At 70.6% G+C, this 25,704-nt stretch carries 18 protein-coding genes; 8 read left to right on the top strand and 10 right to left on the bottom strand.

Annotated elements, in window-relative coordinates:
• Nucleotides 1-48: 48 nt before the first annotated feature.
• The 4 genes from BCD48_RS37740 to BCD48_RS37725 form a co-directional block, all read right to left on the bottom strand.
• Entirely contained in the window at nucleotides 49-849 is an 801-nt protein-coding gene (locus BCD48_RS37740; protein WP_071053187.1) for an SDR family NAD(P)-dependent oxidoreductase, read from the bottom strand.
• 118 nt (nucleotides 850-967) lie between these two features.
• Nucleotides 968-2,170 carry an acyl-CoA dehydrogenase family protein gene (locus BCD48_RS37735; RefSeq protein WP_071053186.1) on the bottom strand — a complete coding sequence of 401 codons (1,203 nt, stop codon included), beginning with the start codon at nucleotides 2,168-2,170 and terminating at the stop codon, nucleotides 968-970.
• Between the two features lie 135 nt (nucleotides 2,171-2,305).
• On the bottom strand, nucleotides 2,306-3,142 hold the full coding sequence (locus BCD48_RS37730) for an enoyl-CoA hydratase/isomerase family protein (protein ID WP_198543565.1): 837 nt from the start codon (nucleotides 3,140-3,142) through the stop codon (nucleotides 2,306-2,308).
• 90 nt (nucleotides 3,143-3,232) lie between these two features.
• Nucleotides 3,233-3,805: a TetR/AcrR family transcriptional regulator gene (locus tag BCD48_RS37725; protein WP_198543564.1), complete on the bottom strand. Its 573-nt coding sequence runs from the start codon at nucleotides 3,803-3,805 to the stop codon at nucleotides 3,233-3,235.
• Between the two features lie 229 nt (nucleotides 3,806-4,034).
• Here BCD48_RS37725 and BCD48_RS37720 point away from each other — a divergent pair, with 229 nt between their 5' ends.
• Nucleotides 4,035-4,811 (top strand): SDR family NAD(P)-dependent oxidoreductase, encoded by a 777-nt coding sequence (locus tag BCD48_RS37720; protein ID WP_071053184.1) that lies wholly within the window; start codon nucleotides 4,035-4,037, stop codon nucleotides 4,809-4,811.
• A gap of 65 nt (nucleotides 4,812-4,876) precedes the next feature.
• Here the strand turns inward: BCD48_RS37720 and BCD48_RS37715 are convergent, their stop codons facing one another.
• Nucleotides 4,877-5,389, bottom strand: coding sequence for an amidohydrolase family protein (locus BCD48_RS37715; protein WP_071053183.1), 513 nt, complete (start codon nucleotides 5,387-5,389; stop codon nucleotides 4,877-4,879).
• Nucleotides 5,390-5,428: 39 nt separating this feature from the next.
• Here BCD48_RS37715 and BCD48_RS37710 point away from each other — a divergent pair, with 39 nt between their 5' ends.
• Together BCD48_RS37710 and BCD48_RS37705 are read left to right on the top strand one after the other, a co-directional pair.
• Nucleotides 5,429-10,318 carry a diguanylate cyclase domain-containing protein gene (locus BCD48_RS37710; RefSeq protein ID WP_071053182.1) on the top strand — a complete coding sequence of 1,630 codons (4,890 nt, stop codon included), beginning with the start codon at nucleotides 5,429-5,431 and terminating at the stop codon, nucleotides 10,316-10,318.
• Nucleotides 10,319-10,625: 307 nt separating this feature from the next.
• Entirely contained in the window at nucleotides 10,626-11,708 is a 1,083-nt protein-coding gene (locus BCD48_RS37705; protein WP_131804187.1) for a hypothetical protein, read from the top strand.
• A 68-nt stretch (nucleotides 11,709-11,776) separates the two neighbouring features.
• On the opposite strand, the gene BCD48_RS37700 is transcribed toward BCD48_RS37705, so the two are convergent.
• A complete protein-coding gene (locus tag BCD48_RS37700; protein WP_071053181.1) occupies nucleotides 11,777-12,439 on the bottom strand; it encodes a TetR/AcrR family transcriptional regulator in 663 nt (220 codons plus the stop codon).
• Between the two features lie 89 nt (nucleotides 12,440-12,528).
• On the opposite strand from BCD48_RS37700, the gene BCD48_RS37695 reads away from it, so the two are divergent.
• The 5 genes from BCD48_RS37695 (at nucleotide 12,529) to BCD48_RS56100 (ending at nucleotide 19,119) form a co-directional block, all read left to right on the top strand.
• Nucleotides 12,529-13,320 (top strand): TauD/TfdA dioxygenase family protein, encoded by a 792-nt coding sequence (locus BCD48_RS37695; RefSeq protein ID WP_157910612.1) that lies wholly within the window; start codon nucleotides 12,529-12,531, stop codon nucleotides 13,318-13,320.
• A gap of 446 nt (nucleotides 13,321-13,766) precedes the next feature.
• Nucleotides 13,767-14,972 carry an ABC transporter substrate-binding protein gene (locus BCD48_RS37690; protein WP_131804186.1) on the top strand — a complete coding sequence of 402 codons (1,206 nt, stop codon included), beginning with the start codon at nucleotides 13,767-13,769 and terminating at the stop codon, nucleotides 14,970-14,972.
• A gap of 124 nt (nucleotides 14,973-15,096) precedes the next feature.
• Nucleotides 15,097-18,093: a branched-chain amino acid ABC transporter permease/ATP-binding protein gene (locus tag BCD48_RS37685; RefSeq protein ID WP_071053178.1), complete on the top strand. Its 2,997-nt coding sequence runs from the start codon at nucleotides 15,097-15,099 to the stop codon at nucleotides 18,091-18,093.
• 47 nt (nucleotides 18,094-18,140) lie between these two features.
• Nucleotides 18,141-18,848 (top strand): ABC transporter ATP-binding protein, encoded by a 708-nt coding sequence (locus tag BCD48_RS37680; RefSeq protein ID WP_071053177.1) that lies wholly within the window; start codon nucleotides 18,141-18,143, stop codon nucleotides 18,846-18,848.
• 46 nt (nucleotides 18,849-18,894) lie between these two features.
• Nucleotides 18,895-19,119 carry a LysR family transcriptional regulator gene (locus tag BCD48_RS56100; protein ID WP_083419796.1) on the top strand — a complete coding sequence of 75 codons (225 nt, stop codon included), beginning with the start codon at nucleotides 18,895-18,897 and terminating at the stop codon, nucleotides 19,117-19,119.
• Here BCD48_RS56100 and BCD48_RS37675 read toward each other — a convergent pair.
• The 4 genes from BCD48_RS37675 to BCD48_RS37660 form a co-directional block, all read right to left on the bottom strand.
• Complete coding sequence (locus BCD48_RS37675; protein WP_083419795.1) at nucleotides 19,065-19,877, bottom strand: TetR/AcrR family transcriptional regulator; 813 nt, start codon at nucleotides 19,875-19,877, stop codon at nucleotides 19,065-19,067. The genes BCD48_RS56100 and BCD48_RS37675 overlap by 55 nt on opposite strands.
• A 6-nt stretch (nucleotides 19,878-19,883) precedes the next feature.
• Entirely contained in the window at nucleotides 19,884-21,413 is a 1,530-nt protein-coding gene (locus BCD48_RS37670; protein WP_071053176.1) for an AMP-binding protein, read from the bottom strand.
• A gap of 91 nt (nucleotides 21,414-21,504) precedes the next feature.
• Nucleotides 21,505-22,758 carry an ABC transporter substrate-binding protein gene (locus tag BCD48_RS37665; protein ID WP_071053175.1) on the bottom strand — a complete coding sequence of 418 codons (1,254 nt, stop codon included), beginning with the start codon at nucleotides 22,756-22,758 and terminating at the stop codon, nucleotides 21,505-21,507.
• Between the two features lie 148 nt (nucleotides 22,759-22,906).
• The gene (locus tag BCD48_RS37660) at nucleotides 22,907-25,702 is read right to left on the bottom strand and encodes an ABC transporter permease subunit (RefSeq protein ID WP_198543561.1); all 2,796 of its coding nucleotides are present in this window, start codon (nucleotides 25,700-25,702) and stop codon (nucleotides 22,907-22,909) included.
• Nucleotides 25,703-25,704: the final 2 nt, after the last annotated feature.

Genomic DNA, 25,704 nt, shown 5'->3' with positions numbered 1-25,704 from the left:
GGCGGCTGTCACGGGCCCTTGTGGCAGCTGCCGCGCCGCGACGCCGCGTCAGGCATGCGCGGTCGGCGCGGTTGCCGGAACCGGGAGGCCCAGCTCGGTGAGCAGGGGCGACGAGTATGCGATCCGGCCGGTGAGGTCGCTCGCGAGCAGCGCGGCGGCGGCCTCGGCGATCACGGATTCGTCCTCGAGCGGGAAGCCCGCGACGAGGCCGTGCGCGCCGGTCCCCGCGGTCGCGACGTTCTCAAGCGGGGCCAGCGCGTTCACCCGCACCCCATACGGGTGCGCCTCGGCGGCCAGCCCGGTCGTGAAGCGCTCGAGCGCCGCCTTGCACATGCCGTAGACGGTGAAGCCCCGTCGCTGGATCTCCTCGAAGGGCGGCCCGGCGGGATGGACGGCGGCCCGTGACGAGATGTTCAGAATCCGGCCCCGGCCCCTTTCATACATTCCGGGCAGCACGAGCTGGGCCAGCTCGAACGGCGCTCGGACCTGCATCTCGAACATCAGCCGGTAGCGCTTCTCGGAGAAGGCGTCGACGGGCGCGATGTAGGTGATGGCCGCATTGTTGACGAGGATGTCGATCGGTCCCAGCGTCCGCTCGGCCTCCGCGACGGCTCGGCGGCGGTCCTCGGGCCGGGTCACGTCCCCGGGCACCGCTACCGCGATACCCCCCGACAGGCTGACGGCCCGCACCGTGTCCGCCAGGGAGCCAGGCTGACCAGGGGTCGCGGTGGTCGTGCGGGCCATCACGGCCACGGCCGCTCCCTCGGCGGCGATGCGTCGGGCTATGGCCGCGCCTATTCCCCGGCTGGCGCCGGTGACCAGCGCGACGGTGCCCTCGAGTTGGCCCATCTTCCTCTCCCTCGGGATCTTCGTGTCGGCCTTTCCTGACCACGCCGCCGAGCCACGACGTCGCGGGATACCCGCCGACTCGCGGCGCCGGTCGCGACGAAGCCGCGGCCAGCCGACGTCAGGAACGGCGGACGTCGGTCCAGGGGATGCCCTTGTCGACCCGGATCTCGCCGGGAAGCCCGAGCATCTGCTCGCCCAGGATGTTGTGCAGGATCTCGGACGTGCCGCCCTCGATGGTGTTCGCCCGGGCACGCAGGAAGGCCCGCGTCGGACTGCCCTGGTCGCCTGACTGGGCGAGATCGACCTCGCGTGGCTGGTAGGACTCGTGGAGCATGCCTGCGGCGCCGAGCAGGTCGACGGTCAGGTCGGTGGCGCGTTTGTTCAGCCGGGCGGTCATCAGCTTGGCTACCGCCCCTTCCGGGCCGGTAGCGCCACGAGTCATGCCTTCGGTCGCGCGCAGCGTCGTCAGGCGGTTCACCTCGACGTCGACCCGGAGGGCCAGAAGCGCGTCCCGTAGCGCGCTGGCCGTCGGCGAGGTGCGGTCGGCCCGATCCCGCCAGGCCGCCAGCGCCGAGCGCAGCGCCGGCTCGGCGGAGAGCCCCTCGGACAGCATGTACCGCTCGTTGTTCAGCGTGGTGAGGGCGACCGCCCAGCCACCGCCGACCGGGCCGACCCGCAGCCGGTCGGGCAGGTGCACGTCGGTCAGGTACACCTCGTTGAATTCGGCGTCGCCGGTCAGCTGCCGCAGCGGCCGGACGTCGACTCCATGCGCGGTCATGTCGCACAGGAAGTACGTCAGGCCGCGGTGCTTGACGGCCCGTGGGTCGGTGCGGGCGACGAGCATGCCCCAGCGGGCGACGTGCCCCCAGGACGTCCACACCTTCTGCCCGTTCACCACCCAGCCGTCGCCGTCTCGCTCGGCCCGCGTGGCGAGCCCGGCGAGGTCGGAGCCGGCGCCTGGCTCGCTGAAGAGCTGGCACCAGACCTCCTCGCCGGAGAACAGCGGCCGCAGGTAGCGTGCGTGCTGCTCAGGCGAGCCGTGCTGGAGCAGGGTCGGGCCGCCCATGCCGTAGCCAAGCGGATTGCTGTCGAAGCCGATGGGTGCGCCGGCCGCCGACAGCCGGGCGTTGACCCGCGGCTGCAGACCGGGTGAGACACCGAGCCCGCCGAGCTGGACCGGGAACGAGACCCAGGCGAGCCCGGCGTCGAACTGGGCGCCGAGAAAGCCGGTCCGTGTCGCGGCCTCTGGCGGATGTTCGGCGAGGAGCCTGCCGACAGCATCGTCCACGATGCGTATCTCGTCGTCCGAGTCGTTGGTCACGGCGTCCTCCGAGGCGATATCAAGGCCGCAGTCTCAGCGAACTGACCGAGCGGCGCGGATCTCGCGTCCGCCCTTGTCTGTCCGTGGCGCGGTCACGGCCCAGCCGGCCATGCCCGGCAGCCGACCGTGGCAGCGTCAGGGCTGGACCGACGGGAACTGAACCTTGCGGCCGTCGGCCAGCGCGCTCATCGCGGACCGCATGTCGGTGCCGTGAAGAGTGAGCATCTGCAGTGCGGTGGAGAGCTCAAAGATGGGAGCCTGCTGGCGTACCCAGGTATTGAGCGCCTTTTTGGTCCAGCGGGTGGCGTACTGGGCATTGGTGGCGATCCGAGCGGCCACGCCCAGGGCCCGGGCCAGGACCTGGTCATCCGGAACGCAGACGCTTACCAGCCCGAGCCGCTCGGCCTCATGGCCGGTCAGTGTCTCGCCGGTGAGCAGGTAGTAGCGCACCTTGGCAAGACTCATGTACAGGGGCCACAACAGGGCCGCGTGGTCGCCCGCGGCCATGCCGCCGCGTAGATGCCCGTCGTTGAGCTTGGCGCTGGCCCCGACGACGCTGATGTCGGCGGACAGTGCCACCGCCAACCCGGACGCCATCGCCAGTCCATTCACCGCCGAGACGATCGGTTTGCGGCAGCTGATCATGTTGTCGACGAGGGCCGACATCTCGAACATGGACTCGTCAACGCTCGCGCTGGCGGGATTGTCGTCCTGGCCGAACGTGCCGAGTTCGCCGCCTGAGCAGAACGTGGCGCCGGCACCAGTGATCACGGCGACCGTGACGGTCGGGTCGGCGTCCACCTCCCGCCAGATCTGGGCGAGCTCGACGTGCAGCCGTGGATTGACGGCGTTACCGGTCTCCGGGCGGTTGATGGTGATCAGCAGGACGCCGTGGGGGTGCTGATCGAACAGCAGGTGCTCGTAGCGGGCCGCCCATGCGTCGATCGACGCCATCTCGAATGCCTCCGGCATCAGGCGTGGACCTCGCGACCCTCTCGAGTGGCGGCGGTCCCGAGGAACGGGAGATCAATAATTTACAGTGTAAGTAGTTTTGGGGAGATGTCAATCGCGCAGGCCCAGGTGGCTGCGCAGCCCCGCCGTCATGATCTGCAGGCCACGCTCGAACAGGGCGTCCCTGTGCGCGGCCGAGTGGCGGGTCACCGCCGGCGTGAGCTGGGCAAAACTGCCGATCATGAAGGTGAAGAAGAAGGTCACGCCGTCGCGGGCGGCTGCCTCGCCAGCTCCCGCGGCCTGGAACAGGCCCAGCAGCGCCTCCCGCGCCCGCGCCTGGGCCGGGCGCTCGTCGAGGCCGTGCGCCGAGAGCAGCGCGGGGATCCACGGATGCGGAAGCTGAGCGCGCCAGGCGTCGAGGGCGTAACGGCGCAGCTCGGCGTCCCAGGGGTGCGCGTCCGGGTCCGGCGGGCGGATCGGGTCGATCACGCTGTCGACCGTCTTCTCGAGCAGCAGCGCCTTGGTTGGCAGGTAGTTGTAGACGGTCATCGCCGAGACACCGAGTTCGGTGGCGAGCGCCCGCATGCTGAAGTCCTGCGCCCCGGCGCGGTCTAGAACGCGCAACGCCGCCGAGACGATCTCCACCTGGGTCAACGAGGGTGCCGGCCCTCGACGTCCTGGCACGCCCGACTCCCTCCTGTCGACCATCGGCCTCCTGTCGACCATCGGCCCCGCGGCCCCGCCGGGCACGGACGAGGCTAGTGCGCCGGTCCTGAACGGGGGAGTTCGCATACTCGCGGGCGGCCGGCAGAAACCTCTTACAGCGTATATGGTAGTGGGACCGGTAGGGCAACCGCGCCCTACGCCCTCGTCGCCGCGGGCGGCCGGGATGTGTCCGATTGGGGGAGAGAACATGCCGGCCACAGCCGAGTTCGGTCACCGGGTAGCGCTCGTCACGGGCGCGGCCGGTCAGGGCATCGGACGCGCCGTCGCGGCCCGGCTGGTCTCGGGCGGGGCGCACACGGTCGTCGCGGACGTGCACCCGGCACGCATCGAGCGCGTCGTCGCGGAGCTGTCCGCCCAGGCGCCCGAGGGGATCCGGGTGCTGGGCAAGCTGCTGGACGTCGCGGACCTGGCGGCCATCGACACGGTGGCGAAGGAGATCGCCGAGGAGCTGGGCCCGATCCGCGTCCTCGTCAACAACGCCGCCTACAACATCATGGCGCCGATCTGGGACTACCGTCCGCAGGACTGGGCCCGGGTCATGGACACCAACGTCACTGGGCCCTGGTATCTGTCCAAGGTCGCCATGACGCAGATGCGCGCGGCCGGCGGCGGGGTGATCGTCAACATCTCGACGGTCGCGCCGGACTGCGGCGGAATGGGGCTGGAGGGTCCCTACGCCGTCAGCAAGGGCGGCCTGAACGCGCTGACCCGGTCCTGCGCACACGAGGGCGGTCCATACGGGATCCGGGCCAACAACGTCACCATGGGCCTGGTGCTGGGCACCCGGTACGCGGATGTCCACCACCCGGACCTCGTGGCTGAGGCGATCGCCGCGTCGCCGATGAACGCGCTCCCGCACGCGGTCGACATCGCCGAGGCGGTCGCCTTCCTGGCCAGCGACCGGGCCCGCTTCATCACCGGGGAGACCCTGAACGTGGCCGCCGGCCAGTTCATGCGCTACTGACCGCGGCGCGGACGCCGCCCGGCCAGGGGGCGCTCTCCCCATGGCCGGGCGTTCCGCGGAGTTCGTCAGCTCACGGCGGTAGCAACCGGGCCGTGCTGGGCCGCGGGCGTCGTCGCCAGCGTCGTCAGGTCGAAGTCGAACAGGCGCGCGGCGTTCCTGGCAGAGATCGCCAGGCTCTCCGCCGGCGTCGTGCCCTCCAAGGCCCGCGCCAGCCGCGTGCGCGAGTGCGGGTAGGTGCCCTCGACGTGGATGAAGTCGCTGCCGAAGGCGATCGTCTCGACACCGATCCGCTCGCGGAGCGCGACGTCGGCCTTCGACAACGGGCCCGCCGCGAAGCAGCTGGCCTTCCACTGTTCGGTCGGCGTCATGGTCAGCCGGTGCGACGGGTGGTCGACGGTGCCGTGGAAGAACATGTCGCAGGAGTCGAGGATCCGCGGAATCCACTGGCAGCCGGTCTCGATCCAGCCGAAGCGGATGTTCGGGAACCGCTCCGGGACACCGGCCAGCAGCAGCAGGTGTGTCCGGTCCGTCCAATTGCCGGGGCGTGGTCTGGGCAGAACCCGGGAGAGTGCGGGCACGCGAGACGAGCTCGGCGTGGCGTGGTGTGGGGCTGATAGATGGACGAGCAGGCAACGGCGTCGGTCCGGGATCCGTTGCTGGCTGCGCGGGTGACGGTGCTCCATGAGACGGAGCGGACCCGGGTCGTTCGGCTGACGTTCCCGGGTGGAAGTGTGATCCGGAAGGAGCCGCTGGGGCCCGGCGCGCGGCGGCGGCTGCGGCATGAGGTGGAGATCCTCGGTCAGCTGTCCGGTGACGAGGGAGTCACGCAGCTGGCGACCGGGCTGCCGTCGTCTTCGGACTCGATCCTGCTGGCCGATGTCGGCGGTGCGGCGCTGTCCGAGCGGACTACTCCGCTGGATGCGGGCGAGCTGGTCGGACTGGCCGGGTTGCTGGGGCGGGCGATGGCGGAGATGCACCGGCGGGGGGTGGTGCATCGGGACGTCAATCCGGCGAACATCGTGATGACTGGTGGCGGAGATGCGCCATGTCTGGTCGATTTCTCGCTGGCCACGACGTTCGCGGTGGTTCAGCCGGAATTCGTAAATTACAGCGAGATCGTCGGAACGGTGCCGTATTTGGCGCCGGAGCAGACTGGCCGGACTGGTCGTCAAGTCGACCAGCGGGCCGATCTGTACGCGCTCGGGGCGACGTTGTACGAGCTGGCCACCGGGGCGCCGCCGTTCGGTGCCGGTGATCCTGTTCAGGTCATTCATGACCATCTGACGCGGGTGCCGGCGCCGCCGTCGGCCGTAAACCCGGCGGTGCCGGCCGGCCTGTCGGCGATCATCATGCATCTGCTGGAGAAGGAGCCGGACGATCGCTACCAGAGCGCCGACGGGCTGGTACACGATCTTACCCTGGTACGTCGTGGCGTCGTCTTGGTGCATCCCGGCGAGCACGATTTCCCCGCACGACCGCTGACACCATCCCGGTTGGCCGGGCGTGGCCGGGAGATCGGCGAGCTGGGCGCGGCGTTCGCCGAGGCGATGGAGGGCCGCTGCCGCGGGCTGCTCGTCTGCGGTGCACCGGGGGTGGGCAAGACGGCACTGGTCAACGAACTGCGGCCGATAGTGGCCGGTGTCGACGGCTGGTTCGTGGCGGGCAAGTACGACCAGTATCGCCGTGACCAGGAGTATGACGGCGGCTGGCAGGCGTTTCGGGCGCTTGGCCGGCTGTTGCTGGCCGAGCCCGAGGACTACCTGGCCGAGGTGCGGGAGCGGATACTGCGGGCGTTGGGACCGAGCGCCGGGCTGGCGACCGCCGTCGTGCCGGAGCTGGCGACTCTGCTGAAGGTCCCCCCAGATCCGGGCGATCCGATGACCCTGCAGGTGCGAGCGCAGCGCAACGGCGTCGAGGTCCTGCGCGCCGTCGCCTCCCGGAAACGACCGGTGGTGTTCTTCGTTGACGACCTGCAGTGGGCCGGGCGGACACCGCTGGGCTTCTTCGATCTGATCCTCAGCGGCGCCGAACAGGTCGAGGGACTGCTGCTGGTCGGCGCCTACCGGGAGGACGAGGTCGACCCGGCCCATCCGATGACGCCGATGCTCGCCCGCTGGCAGCGCCAGCCGGTCGGTCCGCGCGTCTTGCGGCTCGGCAACCTGGCCCCGGACGGCCAGGCGGCCATGGTGGCCGACCTGCTACGCGGCGCGCCTGAGGCCGCCGTGGAGCTGACGCGGATGATCGCGCCGTCGACCGGGGGTAATCCGTATGACACGCAGGAGCTGCTGAACTCCCTGCGCCACGACGGTCTGCTCGTCCCTCGCGACGGCGGGTGGCGATGGGATCGGGCGGTGCTGGGTCGCCGGCTCGGGCGGGTGGATGTGGCCGGGATGCTGGCCGCTCGGGTGGCCGGGCTACCGTCGGCGACCAGGCAGATGTTGGCGGTGATGGCGTGTCTGGCGGGCCGGGTGGAGCTGGACCTGTTGGAGATCGCGACGGGGCTGGCCGCGGAGGAGGTCGAGCACCGGCTGGCCCCGGCGTTCGCCGTCGGCCTGCTGGTGCTCGAGCCCGGTGGCGGGCAGGGGGTGCGGTTCCACCACGACCGCACGTGGGAGTCCGTGCTGGGCGCCCTCAGCCCGCGGCGGCAGCGTGCCCTGCGACGGCGGCTGGCCCGGCGGCTTGCGAGGCGATCGAAGTACTTCGCGGTCGCGGCCGAGCAGTACCTGCACGTGGTCGAGGCCGTGCGGGACGACGCCGAGCGGCGGCTGGTGGCCGGGCTGTTCCAGCAGGCCGCCGAGCAGGCGCGGCTGCTGAGCAACCATCCGCTGGTGGAGCGGTTCCTGACCGCGGCGGTGCCGCTGGTCGACCCGACCGACGCCGACCAGCTGATCGAGGTCCGCACCGGCCGGCACGCCGCCCTGTACAGCCTGGGCCGGTTGGAGGAGGCGGACGAGGAGTACGGGAACGTCAGCCGGCTGTGCACCCGCCCGGCGCAGCGCACGGCGGCCACCGTGCTGCAGGTGATCAGCCTGACCAACCGGGGCCGCCCCGACGAGGCGGTCCGGCTCGGCTTGGACCAGCTGCGCGAGGTCGGTTTCGCCGTGCCGGACCGGGAGCATCTCGATGCGGAGATCGACCGCAAGCTCGACGTGGTCTACCGGTGGGTCGACCAGACCAGCGCAGCCGACGACCTGCGCCGGCCGGAGGCCATCGACCGTTCGCGACGTGGCGCCATCAAGCTCGTCAACCGGCTCATCCCCGCGGCGTTCCTCTGCGACCGGCCGATGATGGCCTGGCTGACCGCGACGGCGCTGGAGATGTGGGCGCGGGACGGACCGGATCCCGCCCTGATTGGCCCGATCAGCCACGCCTCCGTCGTGACCATGGCACTCAGGCAGGACTACCGCACCGGGTACCGCATAATGCGGCGCCTCCTCGAGGTCGGTCACGCACGCGGCTACGAACCGGACATATGGCAGATGCAGTCGCTCTATGCGGTGTTTACGGGCCACTGGTTCGACCCGCTCGAGGACAATCTGTCCGCCGCGCGTCGTGCACTGGAGGGCCTGCTCCAGGGTGGCGACCTGCAGTACGCCTGCTGGACCCATTGCGTGCTGCTCCCGGACCTGCTTGACTGCGCGCCGTCGCTGGACGTCTCCGTCGCCGATGCCGACGAGGCGATGGCTATCGCCACACGAACCGGCAACGGACACGCCGAAGAGGTGTTCCGGAGCTGGCGCCAGCTGGCGAGGGTGCTGCGTGGCGAGGCCGTCGGCCAGGCGGCCGACGAGGCGGCCGAGCAGGGCCTGCTGGCCGCCAACCCGCTCGCCGCCGCCAACCTGCACCTCACCCGGGCGATCGCCGCCGCCATCTTCGATCATCCGGCCGGGCTGGCCCGGCACACAGTGGCGGTGATGCGGTTGTTGCCGGCCCTCGATGCGACCTACCTGATCGCGGTCGCGCGCGTGCTACGGGCTCTGGCCCTGGCCGGGCAGGCCCGGATGACGGAAGCGGGCCGGCGCGGGGCCGTGCTGGCCGAGCTGGACGAGGTGGTCGACTGGCTGGCGGCCCGCGCGGCCGACGCGCCGGTCAACTTCCTGCACCTGTTACGCCTGGTCGAGGCCGAACGGGCCTGGGCCACCGGTGAGTTCCGCGAGGCCGCCTACGCCTTCGACCTGGCGCAGCGCGAGGCCGCCACTCGGTCGCGCCCCTGGCACCGGGCACTGATCCTGGAACGCGCCGCACGGTTCCACCTTGCCCAGGGGATGGAGGAAACCGGCCGCATGCTGCTGGCCGCCGCCCGCCACCAGTACGCCGACTGGGGCGCCACCGCCAAGGTCAGCCAGCTCGACTGGGCCTACCCGACGCTGGCGGCGCGAGCACCAGCCCAACCCACGTCCGGCAGCACCGCCGTCAGCACCGGCACCATCGACCTGCTCGGCGTCGTCGCCGCCTCCCAGGCACTGAGCTCCGAGACCAGCATCGAGGGCCTGCGCGCCAAAGTCGTGGGAATCCTGTCCGAGATGACCGGCGCCACCGGCGTCCACCTCCTCCTTCGCGACCAGGCCGACCACGAGGGCGGCTGGCTGGTACCCACCGACGACGGCACCATCCCGCTGCGCGAGGCCGGCCTGCGCCGTCTGCTGCCACCCTCGGTCGTCTGGTACACCGAACGCACCCACGAACCCACCGTCATCGCCGACGCCACCCGCGACGACCGGTTCGCCCGCGACCCCTACCTCACCAGCCTCGACCGCTGCTCCCTACTCGCCATCCCCGTCACGATCCGCGGCGAACTCAAAGCCATGCTCCTCCTCGAGAACCGAATGATCCGCGGCGCGTTCGCCACCAACCGCCTCGAGCCGATCATGCTGATCGCCGGGCAGCTCGCCGTCTCCCTCGACCACGCGCAGGTCTACACATCCCTGGAACGCAAGGTCGCCGAACGCACCGGCCAACTCGCCGCCGCCAACCAACGCCTGGAACAACTGTCCATCACCGACCCCCTCACCGGACTGGCCAACCGACGACGCCTCGAACAAATCCTCCACGCCGAATGGCACCAGGCCTGCCATCAGCACACCCCCCTCGCCGTCGCCATGACCGACATCGACTACTTCAAGCGCTACAACGACCACTACGGCCACACCACCGGCGACCGCTGCCTCCAACTCGTCGCCACCTGCCTGGCCACCAACATCGACGACACCCACCTCGCCGCCCGCTACGGCGGCGAGGAATTCGCCATCGTCATGCCACACACCGACACCGACACCGCCGCCCGCGTCGCCCGGCACCTACGCGCTGCCGTCGCCGCGCTCGCCGAACCACACCCCCTCGGCATCGACCACATCGTCACCCTCAGCATCGGCGTCGCCGCCACCATCCCCACCTCCGACAATCAGCCACAAAGCCTCATCGACCTCGCGGACGTCGAGCTCTACCGAGCCAAGCGCGCCGGACGTAACCGCGTCGAAGTAGCACACCCGCACCCCGCGTCGGGATAGCCGAAGGTCTGACGAGGCAGGGCGGCCAGCCGGGCGGCGATGGCGGCCACTCACGATCACGTCGGCCGCACGCACAGACCTTCCACGTGACCAGACAGGTTGCTAATTAGCTAACTTGTCTATATAAATAGCCCGAGGCGGGCATCCCCTGGTCGCGCAAGCCCGGCACGCGCATCGAGGTGGTGCCTGGGGCTGGCCACTCGGTGCAGGGCGACCGGCCACAGGAGCTCGCGACCTTGATCGCGGCCTTCGGGTGGCCGACCTCGTGACCTTCATGCTGACCTCCCGTCTGAAAGGACAGGTGCCGATGCGCGCCGAAAACCTGGCCGTCGCGGCCGTGCCGTCGCGAGGGGACTTCGGCGGGGCCGCGCTCGCCGGCCACCGCCAAGTCGTGGCGGACGAGTTCGTCGTTGACCGGGAGATCCTTGGGCTGCGCCGTGAGGGCACCTACATCTGGGGAGCCCTGCGTGATGGCAACGGCGATCTCTTCAGCCTTATGCGGCGGGTGCCGCCGACCGGGGCCGTCACCGGAACGGTCGACGCCAACTCCCTCGGTGACCGCCTGGTCGTGCTGTCGAGCGCCGACGCGGACATGCTGGTGACCCGCCGGGAGCCGCGTAACGCGGTGTCCAGTGACCAGGTGACCCGTTCGATGGCGGACGGCGTCGCGACGCTCGCGGGCGAGAGCGCGGGCCGCGGCCGGATGTGCCTGCGGACGGACGGCGTGTCGATCGACTACCTGGAGGAGGGTGTGCTGGAGCTGTCGGGCTCCCGGGTCGGCCCGGGCCTGCAGTGGTACCTGCCGGGAACCTCCGGGGCGCTCTATTACCCGACCCAGACCTGGCTGGTCGAGGGAACGGCGCTGGGCTGGGAGGCGCGTGGCTTCCTGTTCGTCGAGGAGGCCTACATGAGCCCCGGCGCCCGGCTCTACGTCGCGAAGGACCCACTGCACGACGTCGACTATCTGACCTGGTACAGCTGGGCGACGCGCTGGGAGGACGGCGAGGTGGAGTTCGGCCATTTCCTGTTCGGCCAGGGCCGGTTCCACGTCGGGCTCGTCGTGAATGGTGACGGCTCGGTCCGCGTGGTGCGGGAGATGGATGTCGTCGTCCGGCGCGCCGAGGACGGCTACTGGCACGACGGCCTCGAGTTGACCCTCGACGGCGAGGCCTGGGAGCTCGTCCCGGACCCGCGGGGCCGGATGCGGCTGGGCCCCATCCCGAACCCGCAGCAGGAAGGCCTTGTGCGGGGGTGGGGGAGCGGCGCGCCCCAGATGTGTGGATGGCCTGGGGCGAGACGGTCCCCGCCAACGGCGAACGCAGGCCCCGCTGACCGCCGACGGCTTCGAGAAGCCAGAACGCCTCACCTAGCGTCGGTCGCGACACGCTGACCTGCTCCATGAGAACTGACTCGGGCGCGAGGGCCTTGCCCCGTTTGGCGCTGCCGGCCGCCTGAACATCAACCTTCCTTGGTGCGAACCGTGTGGGGTGCGCTCAGGATGCCCACCCCCGCGTCGATCACGTCGTCCAGGAACGCGTCGTCGGATAGCCCGCCCTGCTGCTCGTCGTGCGACGAGTGCAACCGGCCCGCCAACGCGGTGAGCACGAAGGCGACGAGGAGTACGCGGCGGTTTTCGGCGACGGCTTCGGGTACGTGACGAAGGGCTCGCTTGAGCGCCTCCCTCGTCCGTTGGCCGCTCAGTCCGAGCTCGCCTGGTAGCGACGCGTAGATCTGCTCGGGTCGCGAGGGGATGGTCACCAGCTGGGCGAGGAACTTGACGTAGCTTCTCTGCGCCGGATCGATCTCCGCCAGGGGTCGGATGATCGCCTCCACGATGATCCTGAGGTGTTGCTCCGCGGGTGCGTCGGTCAGCTGCTCCAGCAGTTCCAGCCGCCGCCGGTTCAGCAGCGGGACGCGATGCTCGAAGATCGCCCGCAACAGGCCGTCCTTGGAACCGAAGTGGTACTGGACGGCGGCGGGGTTGCGGTGCCCGGCGGCCGCCGTGACCTGACGAAGTGAGACGGCGTCGATGCCGTGTTCAGCGAAGAGGCGCTCCGCTGTCTCCAGTAGGTGCGTCCTTGATCGATCACGGACGGACAGCGTTGACAGCGGACTCGTCATGTGTTGCATGTCTACATCAGGCGTTTGAAAAACCAACACATGTTTGCCGCTGAGGAGCGTCGATGACGTCCACCACAGACCAGGCCGGGATGACCGCCGCGTGGCAGGTCACCCCGCTCGCGGGGAGAGTTGGGGTCGCGGTTCGAGGACTGGACCTGCGGGCAGCCGATGACACCGCCGTTGAAGGGCTCCAGTCGCTGCTCGCAGATCACGGCGTGGTGGTGATCCCCGATCAGCACGTGACGCCCACTGACCACATCCGCATCGGCGAGGCGCTCGGGCGGATCAAGCAACCGCCGGACTACATCGAAACGTTGCCGGGGTTCGACCAGCTCGCTGTGATCTCTACGGAGAACGGTCTCGGGTACGCCACCGACCGGTGGCACTCCGACGTGACGTGGGCGGCGGCGCCACCGAAGTACTCGATCCTGCACATGGAGCAGCCGCCACCGAGTGGCGGCGACACGATGTGGTCGAGCCAGTTCGAGGCCTTCGACTGGTTGAGCCCGAGCCTCCAGTCCCTCCTGATCGGGCTCACCGCCGAGCACGCACTCCCCACCGGTGACGCCAAGTTCTCTTCGCGCCACCCAGTCGTCATCAGCCACCCCCGTACGGGGCGCAAGGCCCTGTTCGTCAACTCCATCTTCACGAAACGCATCATCGAGCTCCGCGAGGACGAAAGCGACGGGCTGCTCGCCTACCTGTTCGCCCACAGCACGCGACCGGAGCTGGTCTGCCGCTGGACGTGGAGCAAGGGCGATCTGGCCATCTGGGACAACCAATTCGTGCAGCATTACGCAGTCGGTGACTACCACCCGGCACCACGCAAGATCCACCGCATCGAAATCGAAGGCGAGCCGCCCGTGCCCGCCACGATATAGCCGGACACTCATAGTTCCGGCCGGGGGTCGGCGCCGCGATGACCTCGGCTACGGCCACCCGCCGTTGACGCCGTCCAGAATGAGAACCTGCGCGCCGTAGACCCGGTGGCCGAGGTTCGCCGAACCGCGGTTCGGTCACGGAGCGATCATGAGCGCTCGTCATGCATCCGTCCTACGCCACGTCGTTCGTGAGCCTCCTACCCGCTTCGGGTCGGCGTGATCTGAACATGTCGACGTTATCCAGAACACTGAGCTATCTGCCTATTTCCAAGGAGCTGGCGGGCGAGCGGCAGATTGAGGGACCCGGCCGCGAGCCGCGGTCTCGTGGCGAGGATCCGAGCCGACCCATCAGGTCTTGACGCCGGCGCCTCGACCACCGACCCGCGCCGCGTCCGCGCCCGGTCGCCTTGTTCTTTTGATCGTTTCACTCATGGAGGTACTGAAAGGTGCGCAAGAAGTTAGGACTGGGCGCCGGGTTGGCGGGCGCCCTCGCACTCACACTCGCCGCGTGCGGGAGTAGCGGGTCATCGGGTAGCGGGGCGGCGAGTAGCAGCAAGCCGACCGGCGAGCCCATCAGGATCATGACTATTACCGCGTTGTCCGGCCCGTCGGTTGGCAACACGTGGATCCCGGCCGCCACCAAGGCGGCGGCCAAGGCCATCAATGATGCCGGCGGGGTGAACGGCCGGCCCATCGAGGTTACTGTCTGCGACGACCAGTTCGATCCGAACAAGGCGGCCGCCTGCGCGACCCAGGCCGTTGCCGGCAAGTACCTGTTCGTCACGGGCAGCAGCGGCTTCGGTGACCGTTTCATGCCCATCCTTGAGCAGGCGAAGATCCCGGTCGTCGGCGCCCAGCCGAACAGCGCGAGTGAGCTGAAGAGTCCCTACTCGTTCCCGTTCACCTCCACTCTGGTCCAGATCGCCGGTGGCGGGACCGCATGCGGCAAGCAGGGCAAGACCAAGCCCGCCTCCGCCGTCCTCGACCTGGCCGCCGCCAAGGCGCTCGCGGGGATCTTCGCGCTTGGCCTCAAGCCGTTCGACCTCACGGTGACGAAGAACGTGACCATCGCGCCGACCGCCACCGACCTGTCGACCTATGCGGCCAACCTTTCCGGTGCCGACTGCGTCGAGGTTGTGGTGGGCTCCGCCCAGTTCGACCGGCTGACCCAGGCGATGCGGCAGGCGGACAACGGCGCGGTCATCGCCTACGGATCGGCGGACGTCAGCCAGCAGACGATCGACTCGCTCGGCTCCGCCGGGGACCACGTCGTCCTGGTCGCTCAGCAGGTACCGGTGAGCGACACATCCGTGCCCAGCGTCAAGCGCTTCCACGACGAGGCCAGGGCGGCGGGCGTCGACGACAGGACCCTCACCGACGACAGCATGATTGCCTGGGCGGCCACGCACTACGTCGCCGAACTGGCCAAGAGCCTGCCGTCCATCGACGGCGCGAGCCTCGCGGTCGCGCTCAACAAGGCAGGCACGATCAACTACGACCCGCTGCCCAAGGTCGACTTCAGTAAGCCGATCACGATGGTGTTCCCCGGCAACCGCGTCTTCAACACCTCCGTCTTCCTGTCGGAGATCAGGGGTGGGAAGCGCGTGCCGCTGTATGGGAACCAGCAGTTCAGCGTCCTCGGCTCGTCCTGAACTGGCGCCGCTGGCCGGCCCGCCAGGCGGGTGGCCGGCCGGTGGTGGCTATTCCCTCTCTTCGTTCTTTTCGTTCTCGTCCTTCGCTCCTGGTTCTCGTCGGCCTGGCTAGAAAGGTCCGGACGTGGAAGTCATCCGTTTCGCCCTGCTCGGACTGGGCGCCGGAAGCCTGTACTCGCTGGCCGCACTCGGGATCGTCCTGGTTTTCCGCGCCTCCGGGGTGCTGAACTTTGCCAGCGGCATCACCGGCGGGTTCGCCGCGTTCGTTTTCTACGACCTGCGGGACATGCACGACGTCAACTGGATCCTCGCGCTGGCGCTCTCGATCGCCTTCGGGGCCGCGCTCGGCGCGGCCACCCACCTGCTGGTGATGACTCCGCTGCGCAAGGCGTCCGCGCTGGTCAAACTGATCTCGACGCTCGGCCTGCTGATGTTCCTGCAGGGCGCCGTGGTGCTCATCTGGGGGTCGTCGGGCCGTTTGGTGGAGTCGATCCTGCCGACCGAGCCGGCGCACCTCTCCGGGTCGCTCACCATCGGCAAGGACCGCATCGCCCTCATCGGCATGCTGGTGGTGCTCGCCAGCGCGCTGAAGCTGATCTACGGTCGCACCCGGTTCGGCCTTGCCACCGCCGCGGTCGCAGAGAACCGGCGGGCCGCCTCCGCCGCCGGCTGGTCGGCGTCCACCATTGAGCTGGCGAACTGGACCGTCGGCGGTGCCCTCTACGCGACCGTCGCCATCTTCCTCGCACCGATCGCCGGACTGTCGGCGAGCTCCCTGACGCTGCTCATCGTGCCGGCCCTCGCCGCCGCGCTGCTCGGCGGCTTCTCCTCGTTCCTGCTCACCATCGCCGGCGGGATGACGCTGGGCGTCGCCCAGTCCGAGGTCGGCCGGTACGCGCATGTCACCGGCCTTGCCGACTCCCTGCCGCTGATGCTGATCACGCTCATCATCATGACCGGTGGGAGAGCACGACCGGCTCGCGGCGACCTGCCCACCCGGCTGCCGACGCCCGGCCCCGGCCGAGTCAACCTCCCGATCCTGGTCATTGCTTCCGGGCTCGGCCTGCTCCTTGTCTGGACGCTCAGCTCAGACTGGGTTGACGCGATCAGCACCACTCTCATCGCGGCCCTCGTCGTGCTGTCGGTGGTGGTCGCGACCGGCTACGCGGGCCAGCTGTCACTCGGTCAGTGGGCGCTCGCCGGCTTCGGAGCGTGGGTGGCGGCCGGGCTGGTCGCCACGCTTCACTGGCCTTTCTGGCTGTCCGCGCTGCTGGGTATCCTGGCCGCGATCCCGGCGGGCCTGGTCGTGGCGCTGCCCGCGCTGCGTACCCGTGGAGTGAATCTGGCGGTGGCCACACTCGGTCTTGCCCTGGTGATCCAAAGCATGATCCTCAACAACGGGGACCTCACCGGCGGCCTCGACGGCACGAACGTCAGCTCGCCGTCCCTGTTCGGCATCGACCTGGACCCGACGCTCTACCCGCGGCGCTATGCCACGCTGGCACTGATCACTCTGGTGCTGGTGGGCCTGATGGTCGCCAACATCCGCCGCGGCCGCACCGGGCGCCGGTTGCTGGCTATCCGTAGCAACGAGCGCGCCGCCGCCTCGATCGGGGTCGGTGTGTACACCGCCAAGCTCTACGCCTTCGCGGTCGCCGCCGCCATCGCCGCCGTCGGGGGCATCCTGACCGCCTTCCGCAGCCCGACCGTGGTCTTCGCCCAGTTCGACGTGTTCGGCTCGATCAACGTCGTGATGTTCGCGGTCATCGGTGGCATCGGCTGGGCATCGGGCAGCGTGGCCGGCACGTCCCTGGCCGCCAGCGGGCTGATGGCGAAGATCATATCCGAGGCCGGCGACATCAACGGCTGGCTGCCGCTCATCGCCGGATTCGGCGTCATCGCCACCCTCATCCAGGCACCGGACGGGGTGGCGAAACTCAACGCCGAGCGGTATCGGAAGGTCTTGGGCATGCTGCGGCGGGCCGCCGGCGGCCGAGCCGGCCCAACGGAAGAACCGGACGGCGGGGATCCGCGGCCGGCGTCCGATCTGGAGCGCGCCGCCGAGCCGGGGGCGTCATCGAGCCGGAGAACGCCGCCGGGGCGGCGGAACGCCTCTGAGAGTGAGCGCTCGGCGAGGACGGGTGAGGTTGCTGTCGGTGTCGCGGAGGTCGATGCCAGCGATGCGGAGACCACCACGACGACTGCCGCCGCGATGGACGTGGGGTACGCCGCATCGCCGCACCAGGCTCCGGCGATCCTCGATGTCCGCGATGTCTCGGTCCGATTCGGCGGGGTGCAGGCGTTGGATTCGGTGAGCCTGCGGCTCGAGCGCGGACAGGTAATGGGCCTGATCGGCCCGAACGGCGCCGGCAAGACCACCCTGCTGGACGTTGTCACCGGCTTCACCCGACCCGACTCCGGCGAGGTAGTCCTCGACGGGCGCTCGATCGCGCGCCTTTCCCCCGTACAGCGCGCGCGGGCCGGGCTGGGCCGCTCGTTCCAGGCCGTCGAGCTCTTCCCGGACATGACCGTCCGCGAGAACCTGCTTGCGGCGGCGGACCGCCAGAGCCGCTGGGCCTATTTCACCGACCTGGTACGCCCCGGCCGGGAGCGACCGAGCGCGCTCGTCGACGAGGTCGTCGCCGAGTTCGACCTGCACGCCCTGCTCGACCGGCTGCCGGCGCAGCTGCCACACGGCCGTGCCCGGCTGGTCGGCGTCGCCCGCGCGCTACTCACCGAGCCATCGGTGCTTTTCCTGGACGAGCCCGCCGCCGGCCTCGACTCGCAGGAGAGCGCGGAGATCGGGTCGGTCATCCGCGGCATCGCGGATCGGCGCGGAACCGCCGTGTTACTGATCGAGCACGACGTACCCCTCGTCCTTGGAGTCTGCGACCGCATCGTCGTGCTGGACTTCGGTCGGCGCATCGCCGGCGGGACCCCGGACGAGATCTCCAGCGATCCGGCCGTCCTGCGGGCCTACCTGGGTGAGCAGAGCGCGGACTCGTCGGATCCGTGCCCGGCCGGGGCCAGCCCGGGCGGTGCCGGCCCTGACGGGGTGAGCCGCCCGGAGGAGTCGACGTCTGTCCGCTCGGGGCAGCCAACGGCCGGACGCCCGGCATGAGAACGACATCGACGAGCGAGTCGGGCACGGAGAGGACGGGAGCGGGGATGACAACGTTGATCGAAGCCAGGAGCCTGTCGGCCGGCTACGGCGCGCTCGCGGTCGTCCGGGACCTCGACCTCGAGGTGCGCGCCGGTGAGGTCGTCGTGCTGCTCGGCCCGAACGGTGCGGGCAAGACGACGACCTTGCTCACCCTGGCCGGCGAGCTGCCCGCCCTGGCCGGCGAGGTGCGCTGGCGGGGTGCGGCGACCAACGCTCCCCTGCACCTCCGGGCACGCGCCGGCCTGGGCCTCGTCACCGAGGAACGGTCGGTCTTCATGAGCCTGACGGTCGACGAGAACCTCCGGGTCTCCGGCAGCGACCCGGACGTGTCCCTGGATCTCTTCCCGGAACTCGCCGCGATGCGGCGGACCCGGGTCGGGCTGCTGTCCGGCGGCCAGCAGCAGATGCTCGCCCTGGGCCGGGCACTGGGCCGCCGGCCAGCTCTGCTGCTCGCCGACGAGCTGTCCCTCGGGCTGGCGCCGCTGGTCGTCGAGCGGCTGCTGGAGGCAGTGCGCCGCTGTGCCGACGACGGCGTCGGCGTGCTGCTGGTCGAGCAGCACATCGCCAAGGCGCTGCAATACGCCGACCGCGGCTACGTACTGGCCCGCGGGACGGTCCAACTGCGCGGCAGCAGCGAACAGCTGCGCGGCCGGATCGAGGACATCACTCACTCCTACCTCACGGGTCCCGCCGCTACCGCCGGCTCGCGATGACCACGAAACACCGGCCGGGTCGCGCCGACGAGAGGTGAGTGGGCGAATGGAGCTGCGGGCGCTACGGGTCGTCGTTGCCGTGGCCGACTACGGCAGTGTCACCCGGGCGGCGGCTGCCCTACACCAGTCGCCGTCATCGGTCTCGCACATGTTGGTCTCGAGACCGAGCCGCGGATCGGCCTGTTCCACCCGACCTGGTCAATCGGCGGGAAGGGCCTACTCCCCGTCGGGAGGCGCGGCCGAGGGCAGTCGCAGCGACCGTTCGAGATAGTCGAGATCGGTCCGCAGCCGCGCGATCGCCCAGGACGGCCCGCCTCTCGCCGTCGCGTCGCCACCGCCCCGCGCCACGCCGCGCAGCGCCATGGCGGCGATCTGCTCGGCGGCGAGATGGGGCTGCACCCCACAGCCCGGTTCGGACCACCAGGCCGGCGCCGTGACCAGGTGCTCGATGCCGTGCGCCGCGACCTGCTCGTCCAGCGGGAGGAACACCCCGTCGCGCACACCTTCGGCGAGGAGGGCGCCGATCCGGTCGTGCACGGCGCGGCGGGCGTCGGCGTAGGCCGCGGCCTCGTCCGCGGCCAGATGGTGCGCGCTCAGTGCGACCGCGCGGTAGAGATAGGCGTGCTCGATGGAGGCAAGCACCAGCAGATGGGCGAGCCGGCGCAGACCCGCGGCGGGTCCGGTCGGTGTGGCCGCCGCCGTGTCGAGCGCCGCGGCGGTGGCGTGGATGGCCGCGTCCGCGAGCCGGGCCAACAGGGCCTCCTTGTTCGCCACGTAGTGGTAAAGGGCCTGCCGGGTGACGCCGACGTCCTCGGCGATGTCCGTGAGGTTGGTGCCGGCGAACCCCCGGGTCGCGAAGCGCCGAGCCGCGGCATCGTAGATCTTCTCCTCGACGAGCTGCCGCCGGGATGTGTTTGGTCGCGGGCGACCAGATCCTGGCGGCGACGCGCCGGACTCCTCGATCATGGTGTGGTCAGAGTACCCGGGGGAGAACCGCCCGACGGTGCCCGGCGCGTCCGGCTGGCGCACCCCGGGTCACGCCTCGCCAGCGACCGGATCGCTGGCCGCGAGGGGCGGCGCCGTCGCCGCGATCCGGGCTTCCCTGATGGCGCTTCGCCGGATCTTGCCGGCCTCGTCGCGTAGCGGTTGTGTGACGAACTCGACGCTGCGCGGCACCTTGTACGGCGCGACCCGGTCCGCGACGAACGTGCGCAGGGCTGCCTCGTCGACCGCGGCGGGCTCGTCGCCGGCCTGCGCCGGGCCAGCCTGCGCCGCGCCGACCTGGACGACCGCGTGGACGCGGTGCCCGAGGTCGGTGTCGGGCAGGCCGACCACCGCGCTGCCGACGACGGCCGGGTGCTCGTCGAGGGCGGCCTCGACCTCGGCCGGGTACACGTTCTGTCCACCGGTGACAATCATGTCGACGCGGCGGTCGGACAGGTAGAGAAAGCCGTCCTCGTCGAGCCAGCCGAGGTCGCCGACCGTCTGCCAGCCGTCGTCGTCCACGGACGCCTCGGCGCCCAGGTACCGGAAGGTGGTGACGCCGCCCGGGGAGCGCAGCCAGATCTCGCCCACGACGTCCGGCGGGCAGTCGACACCTCGGTCGCGGACGCGCACCTCGCCGAACAGCGGCCGGCCGACCGATCCCCGGTGCGTGAGCCAGTCGGTCCCAGAGATCACCGTGGCCGCGATCTGCTCGGTGGAACCGTACAGCTCCCAGAGCCGCTCCGGGCCCAGCCAGTCGATCCACGCCTGCTTCAGCCAGGGGGCGCACGGCCCGGCCATGTGCCAGACGCGGCGCAGGGAGCCGAGGTCGTACCGGGTGCGCACGGATTCGGGCAGCCGCCAGATCCGGTTCATCATCGTCGGCACCAGCATCATCCAGTCTGCGCGGTGACGTTCGACGAGCCGGAGCACCTCCTCGGCGTCGAACCGGGGCATGACGACGAGGTGGTTTCCCGTGAGCAGGCCGCGGATCGCATAGCCGAACGGCGCGTTGTGGTACATCGGACAGGTCACCAGCTGGGTGCCGCCCACCCGGTCGCCGAACCCGAAGGGCGTCGTCGGGTCGATGAGCGCGGGCTGGCCGTCCAGGATCAGCTTCGGCCGCCCGGTGCTGCCACCGGAGGTGGGCGCCTTCCAGCAGGCCGAGACCCGGTCCGGCAGCGGTGAGGAGTCGTGGGACTCGTCCGCGCTCAGGTCGGCGGGCAGCACCTGGCGGTCAGGCAGGACGGCCTGGTCCACGCCGATCACCAACCGTGAGTCGGCCAGCTCGACGATGGCGGCGAGCTCCCGGCCGGGCAGCCGTGGCGACACCGGCTGCGGCGTGGCGCCGAGCTTGAGGATCGCGAGGGTCGCCTCGACGATGGTGGGCCCGTTGGGGAGGGCGAGGGTGACCAGGTCGCTCTCGTGGACCCCCAGGTCCGCGAGCATCCGGGCGAGCCGGTTGGAGGACGCCTCCAGCTCGGACCTCGTCATGGTCTTAGCGCCGACGGTGACCGCCGGCCGGTCGGGATCCTCGTCGGCCAATGTGCTCATCGCCCGGCCGAACGACATCGTGCTCATGAGGAAGGACTCCCTCCAGGCGTTGCCCCTGTGGGCATGGCTGGACCTGGTGGCGGGCCGGCCGTCCGCGGATGGCCGGCCCGCCACAGGCTCAGGACAGGACCTTGCGGACGTCCACCGGGTCGGGGGACGCCAGGACGGGCTCCCCGTCCGTGACCTTCACGAGGTAGGCGAACGGGTTGGAGATCCGTGGGTAGGTCGTGGACACGGACTCTGTCGGCGTCCACGGGGGAAGGACGCCGAGGTCGAGGTCCTTGGCGGCGTCGAGCTGCGCGACGAGGCCGGGGGCGTCCTTCGTCGGGGCCTTCGCCAGCAGTTCGGCCACGGCGACCACCGCCGGCCAGGCGAGCAGCGAGGTGCCGAATAGCGCCTTGGGGTCGGCATCCTTGTCACCGGAGGCCAGCTCGGCCTGGAGATCCTCGCTCATCCGCCGGACGGCGGGGTTGTCGTCGGCGGCGGACAGCGGCGGCACACTCGTCCCGTGGATGATGGTGTCGGTGACGTCGCCGCTGAGCTGCCCATAGTCCTGCGGCCTGAGCGTGCCCGAGTTCAGCAGCCAGCTCACCCGCACGCCGTTCTGGTCCGCGGCCTGCAGCGTCTGGACAACCCCCTGCTGGGTGAGCGCGATGACGGCGCTGTCCGCGCCGCTGCGCTGGATGGCCGTGACGAACGGCGCATAGTCCGCCGTGGTGACGGGGAGTTTCTGGGTGCCGACAACCTGCATGCTGAGCTTCGCCGCGACCTGCTGCATCGCCGCGATGAACGGGCCGGCGGGCGCGTTGTCCGTCGTTGCGATGAAGACCTTCTTGCGGCCTTCCTGGGCCGCGCCCATCATCGCGGCGGCGTACGGGTAGTTCAGACCGCCGTCCATCAGGTACGAGTTGCTGGCCTTGTACTCGGTCGGGGTCAGGGCGCCGAGCCCGACCTGCGGGATGCCGGCCTTCGCGAGGATGTCGGAGACCTGCGCGCCGCCCTGGGCGACGATGGACTTGACCGTGGCCACGACGTGCTCGTCGACGAGCTTCCGGGCACAGGCCGCGGCCTTGTTCGGGTCGAACTGATCATTGCAGTACACGAGTTCCAGCGGCCGGCCGTTGATCCCGCCGCGGGCGTTCACGCCCCGGACCGCCGCCCGGGCGACGGCGACGTAGTCGGGCGTGTTGTAGAACGAGTTGTCCGTCGGGGCGATCTGGCCGATCTTGATCGGCGCGCCGGTGAGCTTCGCCGTTGGGGCGGCGCTGCCCGTCGGCGAGCTCGAGGACGACGAGCCACCGCCGCAGGCGGTGAGAAGGACGGCCGTCGCTAACAGCGCGGCGACCGCCGTGCCGGATGCTCGGATGCGCATGGACTCTCCTTGGATCGAGGCGTGGACGGACATGGACGGTCCGGCGCGGGCGCGCCGGGACGCGAGGTGTGGCGGGTGGGTGGACCTGACCGGCGGCCGGGGGCGAGAACGGCCAGGGCCTGTGCCCGCCGGCGCCGTCCAGACGGACTCAGGCCCGGGACGGGGCTACGTTCGGGTCGGCAGGCACGCCTGGGCCGGGCGGGTTGGCCTCGTCGGGAACGGTGACCGGTTCCGGCTCGCCGAGATAGGCGGCGCGTACCGCGGGGTCCTGGCTCACCTGCGCCGGTGTGCCGTGGGCGATGCGCCGGCCGAAGTCGACCACGGTGACGCGGTCGCATATCGACATGACCACGGCCATGTCGTGCTCGACGAGCAGGACCGCAAGGCGCCAGTTGTCCGCCAGCTGACGCACCAGCCGGCCCAGGTGCGCGCTGGCGGTGTCGTCCAGCCCGGCGGCCGGCTCGTCGAGCAGGAGTACGGCCGGTCCGGTGGCCAGTGCGCGGGCGATCGCGACCAGCCGGCGCTGGCCGAACGACAGCCGGTCGGCGACCTCGTCCAGGTGTTCGAGCAGGCCGAACTCGCGTAGCGCCGCCATGGCCGGCGCGGGTACCCGCTGGTGGGCCGGCCGGACCAGGTCGCGCAGGCCGGCGAGCCGCCCCTGCCCGCCGTCGGCGGCGAGCAGGTTCTCCCGGACGGTGAGATCGCCGAACAGCTCCAGCGACTGGAAGGTTCTAGTGAGGCCGGCCCGAGCCCGTCGGTGGGCGGGCAGGTTCTCCAGTGGGGTGTGGCCGATCCGCACCGACCCGGCGACGGCCCCGGTGAATCCGCTGACGGCGTCGATGACCGAGGTCTTGCCCGCGCCGTTGGGCCCGATGAGTCCCAGGACCTCACCAGGCCGCACGACCAGGTCGAGCGTGTCGACGGCGACGACGGCGCCATACCGGACGGTGAGCCCTTCTACGACGAGGTCGGCCCCCGCTGGTTCGTCGTCCGCGGCGGGCGTGTCCGGCTGGCGGGGCGCGCCCGGTGCCGGCTCGTCCGCGGCCTGGGCGGCATCCGCGCGGGCGTCCCCGGCTGGTGGCCTCCTGCGCGCCTTGGCCGCCAGGCGGGCGACGGCGTGCTGATTGTGGGACGCCATCCCGTTGGCATCCTGTAGGAGCAGGAGAATGAAGATCAGGCCGCCGGCGAGCGTGAGCCAGGCCTCGATCGCGCCGAGGTAGTTCGTCAGGAGGCTGCCGACGCCGCCGGTCGACAGGGTCGACCCGAGTAGCGGGCCGGTGAGGTAGCCGACGCCGCCGAGTACCGCGAGAGTCACTGTGGTGATGGAGTTCGTGGGGTCGAACGTGACGTCGTAGGTGATGGTGCTGGCGGTGAACGCCAGCAGGGTCCCGCCGAGCCCGGCCAGCGCGGCCGAGAGCGCGAACGCGGAGAGCTTGGTCCGGACGAGGTCGATGCCGAGGGAGGCGGCCGCTCGCTCGTTGGTCCGGACGGCCAGCATCCGCCGGCCCGACGGGCCGCGCCGGACGCCCGCCACGACCGCGGTCGCCAGCAGCAGCCAGCACAGGGTGAACACGGCGTAGCGGCCCGGTGAGGCGATGGCGTCGACGCCGATGCCGAGAAACGTCGGCGGGCCGACCGTCGTGCCCGCCGCGCCGCCGGTGAAGCTCGCGTTGTTGAACAGGACCGCCTGGACGGCCGAGCCGAGCCCGAGGGTGATGACGGCGAGGTTGACCCCACGGGTGCGCAGCGCCGGCAGGGCGAACAGGGTGCCCACGGCTGCCGCTCCCGCGATGCCGGCGAGCAGGGCGAGCTCGAACGGCCAGTGCGCCGCGGCCACCAGCCTGCCCGAGAAGTACGCGCCGATCCCCGCGAAGGTGAACTGCGCGAGGGAGAGCTGCCCGCAGTAGCCGGTCAGCACGACGACGGACAGCAGCAGGATGGCGATGACGCAGCTGTAGGTCATCACCGCGTTCCAGGCCGCCGGCAGTACCCAGAGGGCAAGCGCGGCGAGCGCTGCCGCGAGCGGCAGCACGACGCGCCAGCGGACCTTTCCGGTGCCCACGGTCGGCCGGTGCTCCACTAGGGAGCCCCGCAGCGGCAGGCCGCGTCCGCGCGCGACCATGACGGCGAGGATCAGCAAGAACGGTACCGCCTGGGAGACGCCCTGCTGGGTGACGTAGCGGTTCAGCTCGCTCTGGATGATCCCCAGTCCGAGGCCGCCGGCGGTGACCAGCCAGAAAGAGCTGAACGAGCCGAACAGGGCCACCGCCATCGCCACGATGACCAGGGAGGTCAGGGTGCCGATCTGCAGGCCGGTAAGGGGAACGATAAGGATGCCCGCGAGTGCGGCGAGCCCGCCGCCGAGTGCCCAGTTCAACACGGCGATCAGGTCCGGCGACCAGCCGAGGCTCGCCAGCGCCGTCTGGTTCTCGGCGAGCGCCCGGGTCGCGAGGCCCAGCTGGGTGCGGCGGAACACCAGAGTGAGCACCGCGGTGAGCACCACGGCGATGCCGAGCAGCCACAGGCGGTCGGACGCGACGGTGAGGGAGCCCAGCCGCAGGGGGGAGCGTGGCAGGAAGCCGCGCACCGTACGGGGGCTGGCACCCCACACCAGGGTGGCCGCCGACTGAATTATGATCATGATGCCGAGGGTCGCGATGACCCGGGCGAGCGGCGACGCGGTCCGCAGCGGCCGCATGACCGCCAGGTGGATGAGGGCGCCGAGCGCGGCGACCGAGGCCACCGCGGTGACGACGGCGGGTGCCTGAGCCCAGCCCTGGCCACGGACCAGCTCGTCGTAGGTGAAGGCGCCGAGCATGGCGAGCGCGCCGTGGGCGAAGTTCACGACGCCGCAGCCGCGGTAGACGACGACGAGGCCCTGCGCGAGCAGCGCGTAGACGGCGCCGACTCCCATGCCCAGCAGGGCGAACCGAACCGGGTCCACGG

The organism is Pseudofrankia coriaricola, from assembly GCF_001854805.1.
GTDB lineage: Bacteria > Actinomycetota > Actinomycetes > Frankiales > Frankiaceae > Pseudofrankia.
The sequence above is the reverse complement of the archived record's forward strand: the minus strand, read 5'-3'. Positions and strand labels throughout refer to the sequence as shown.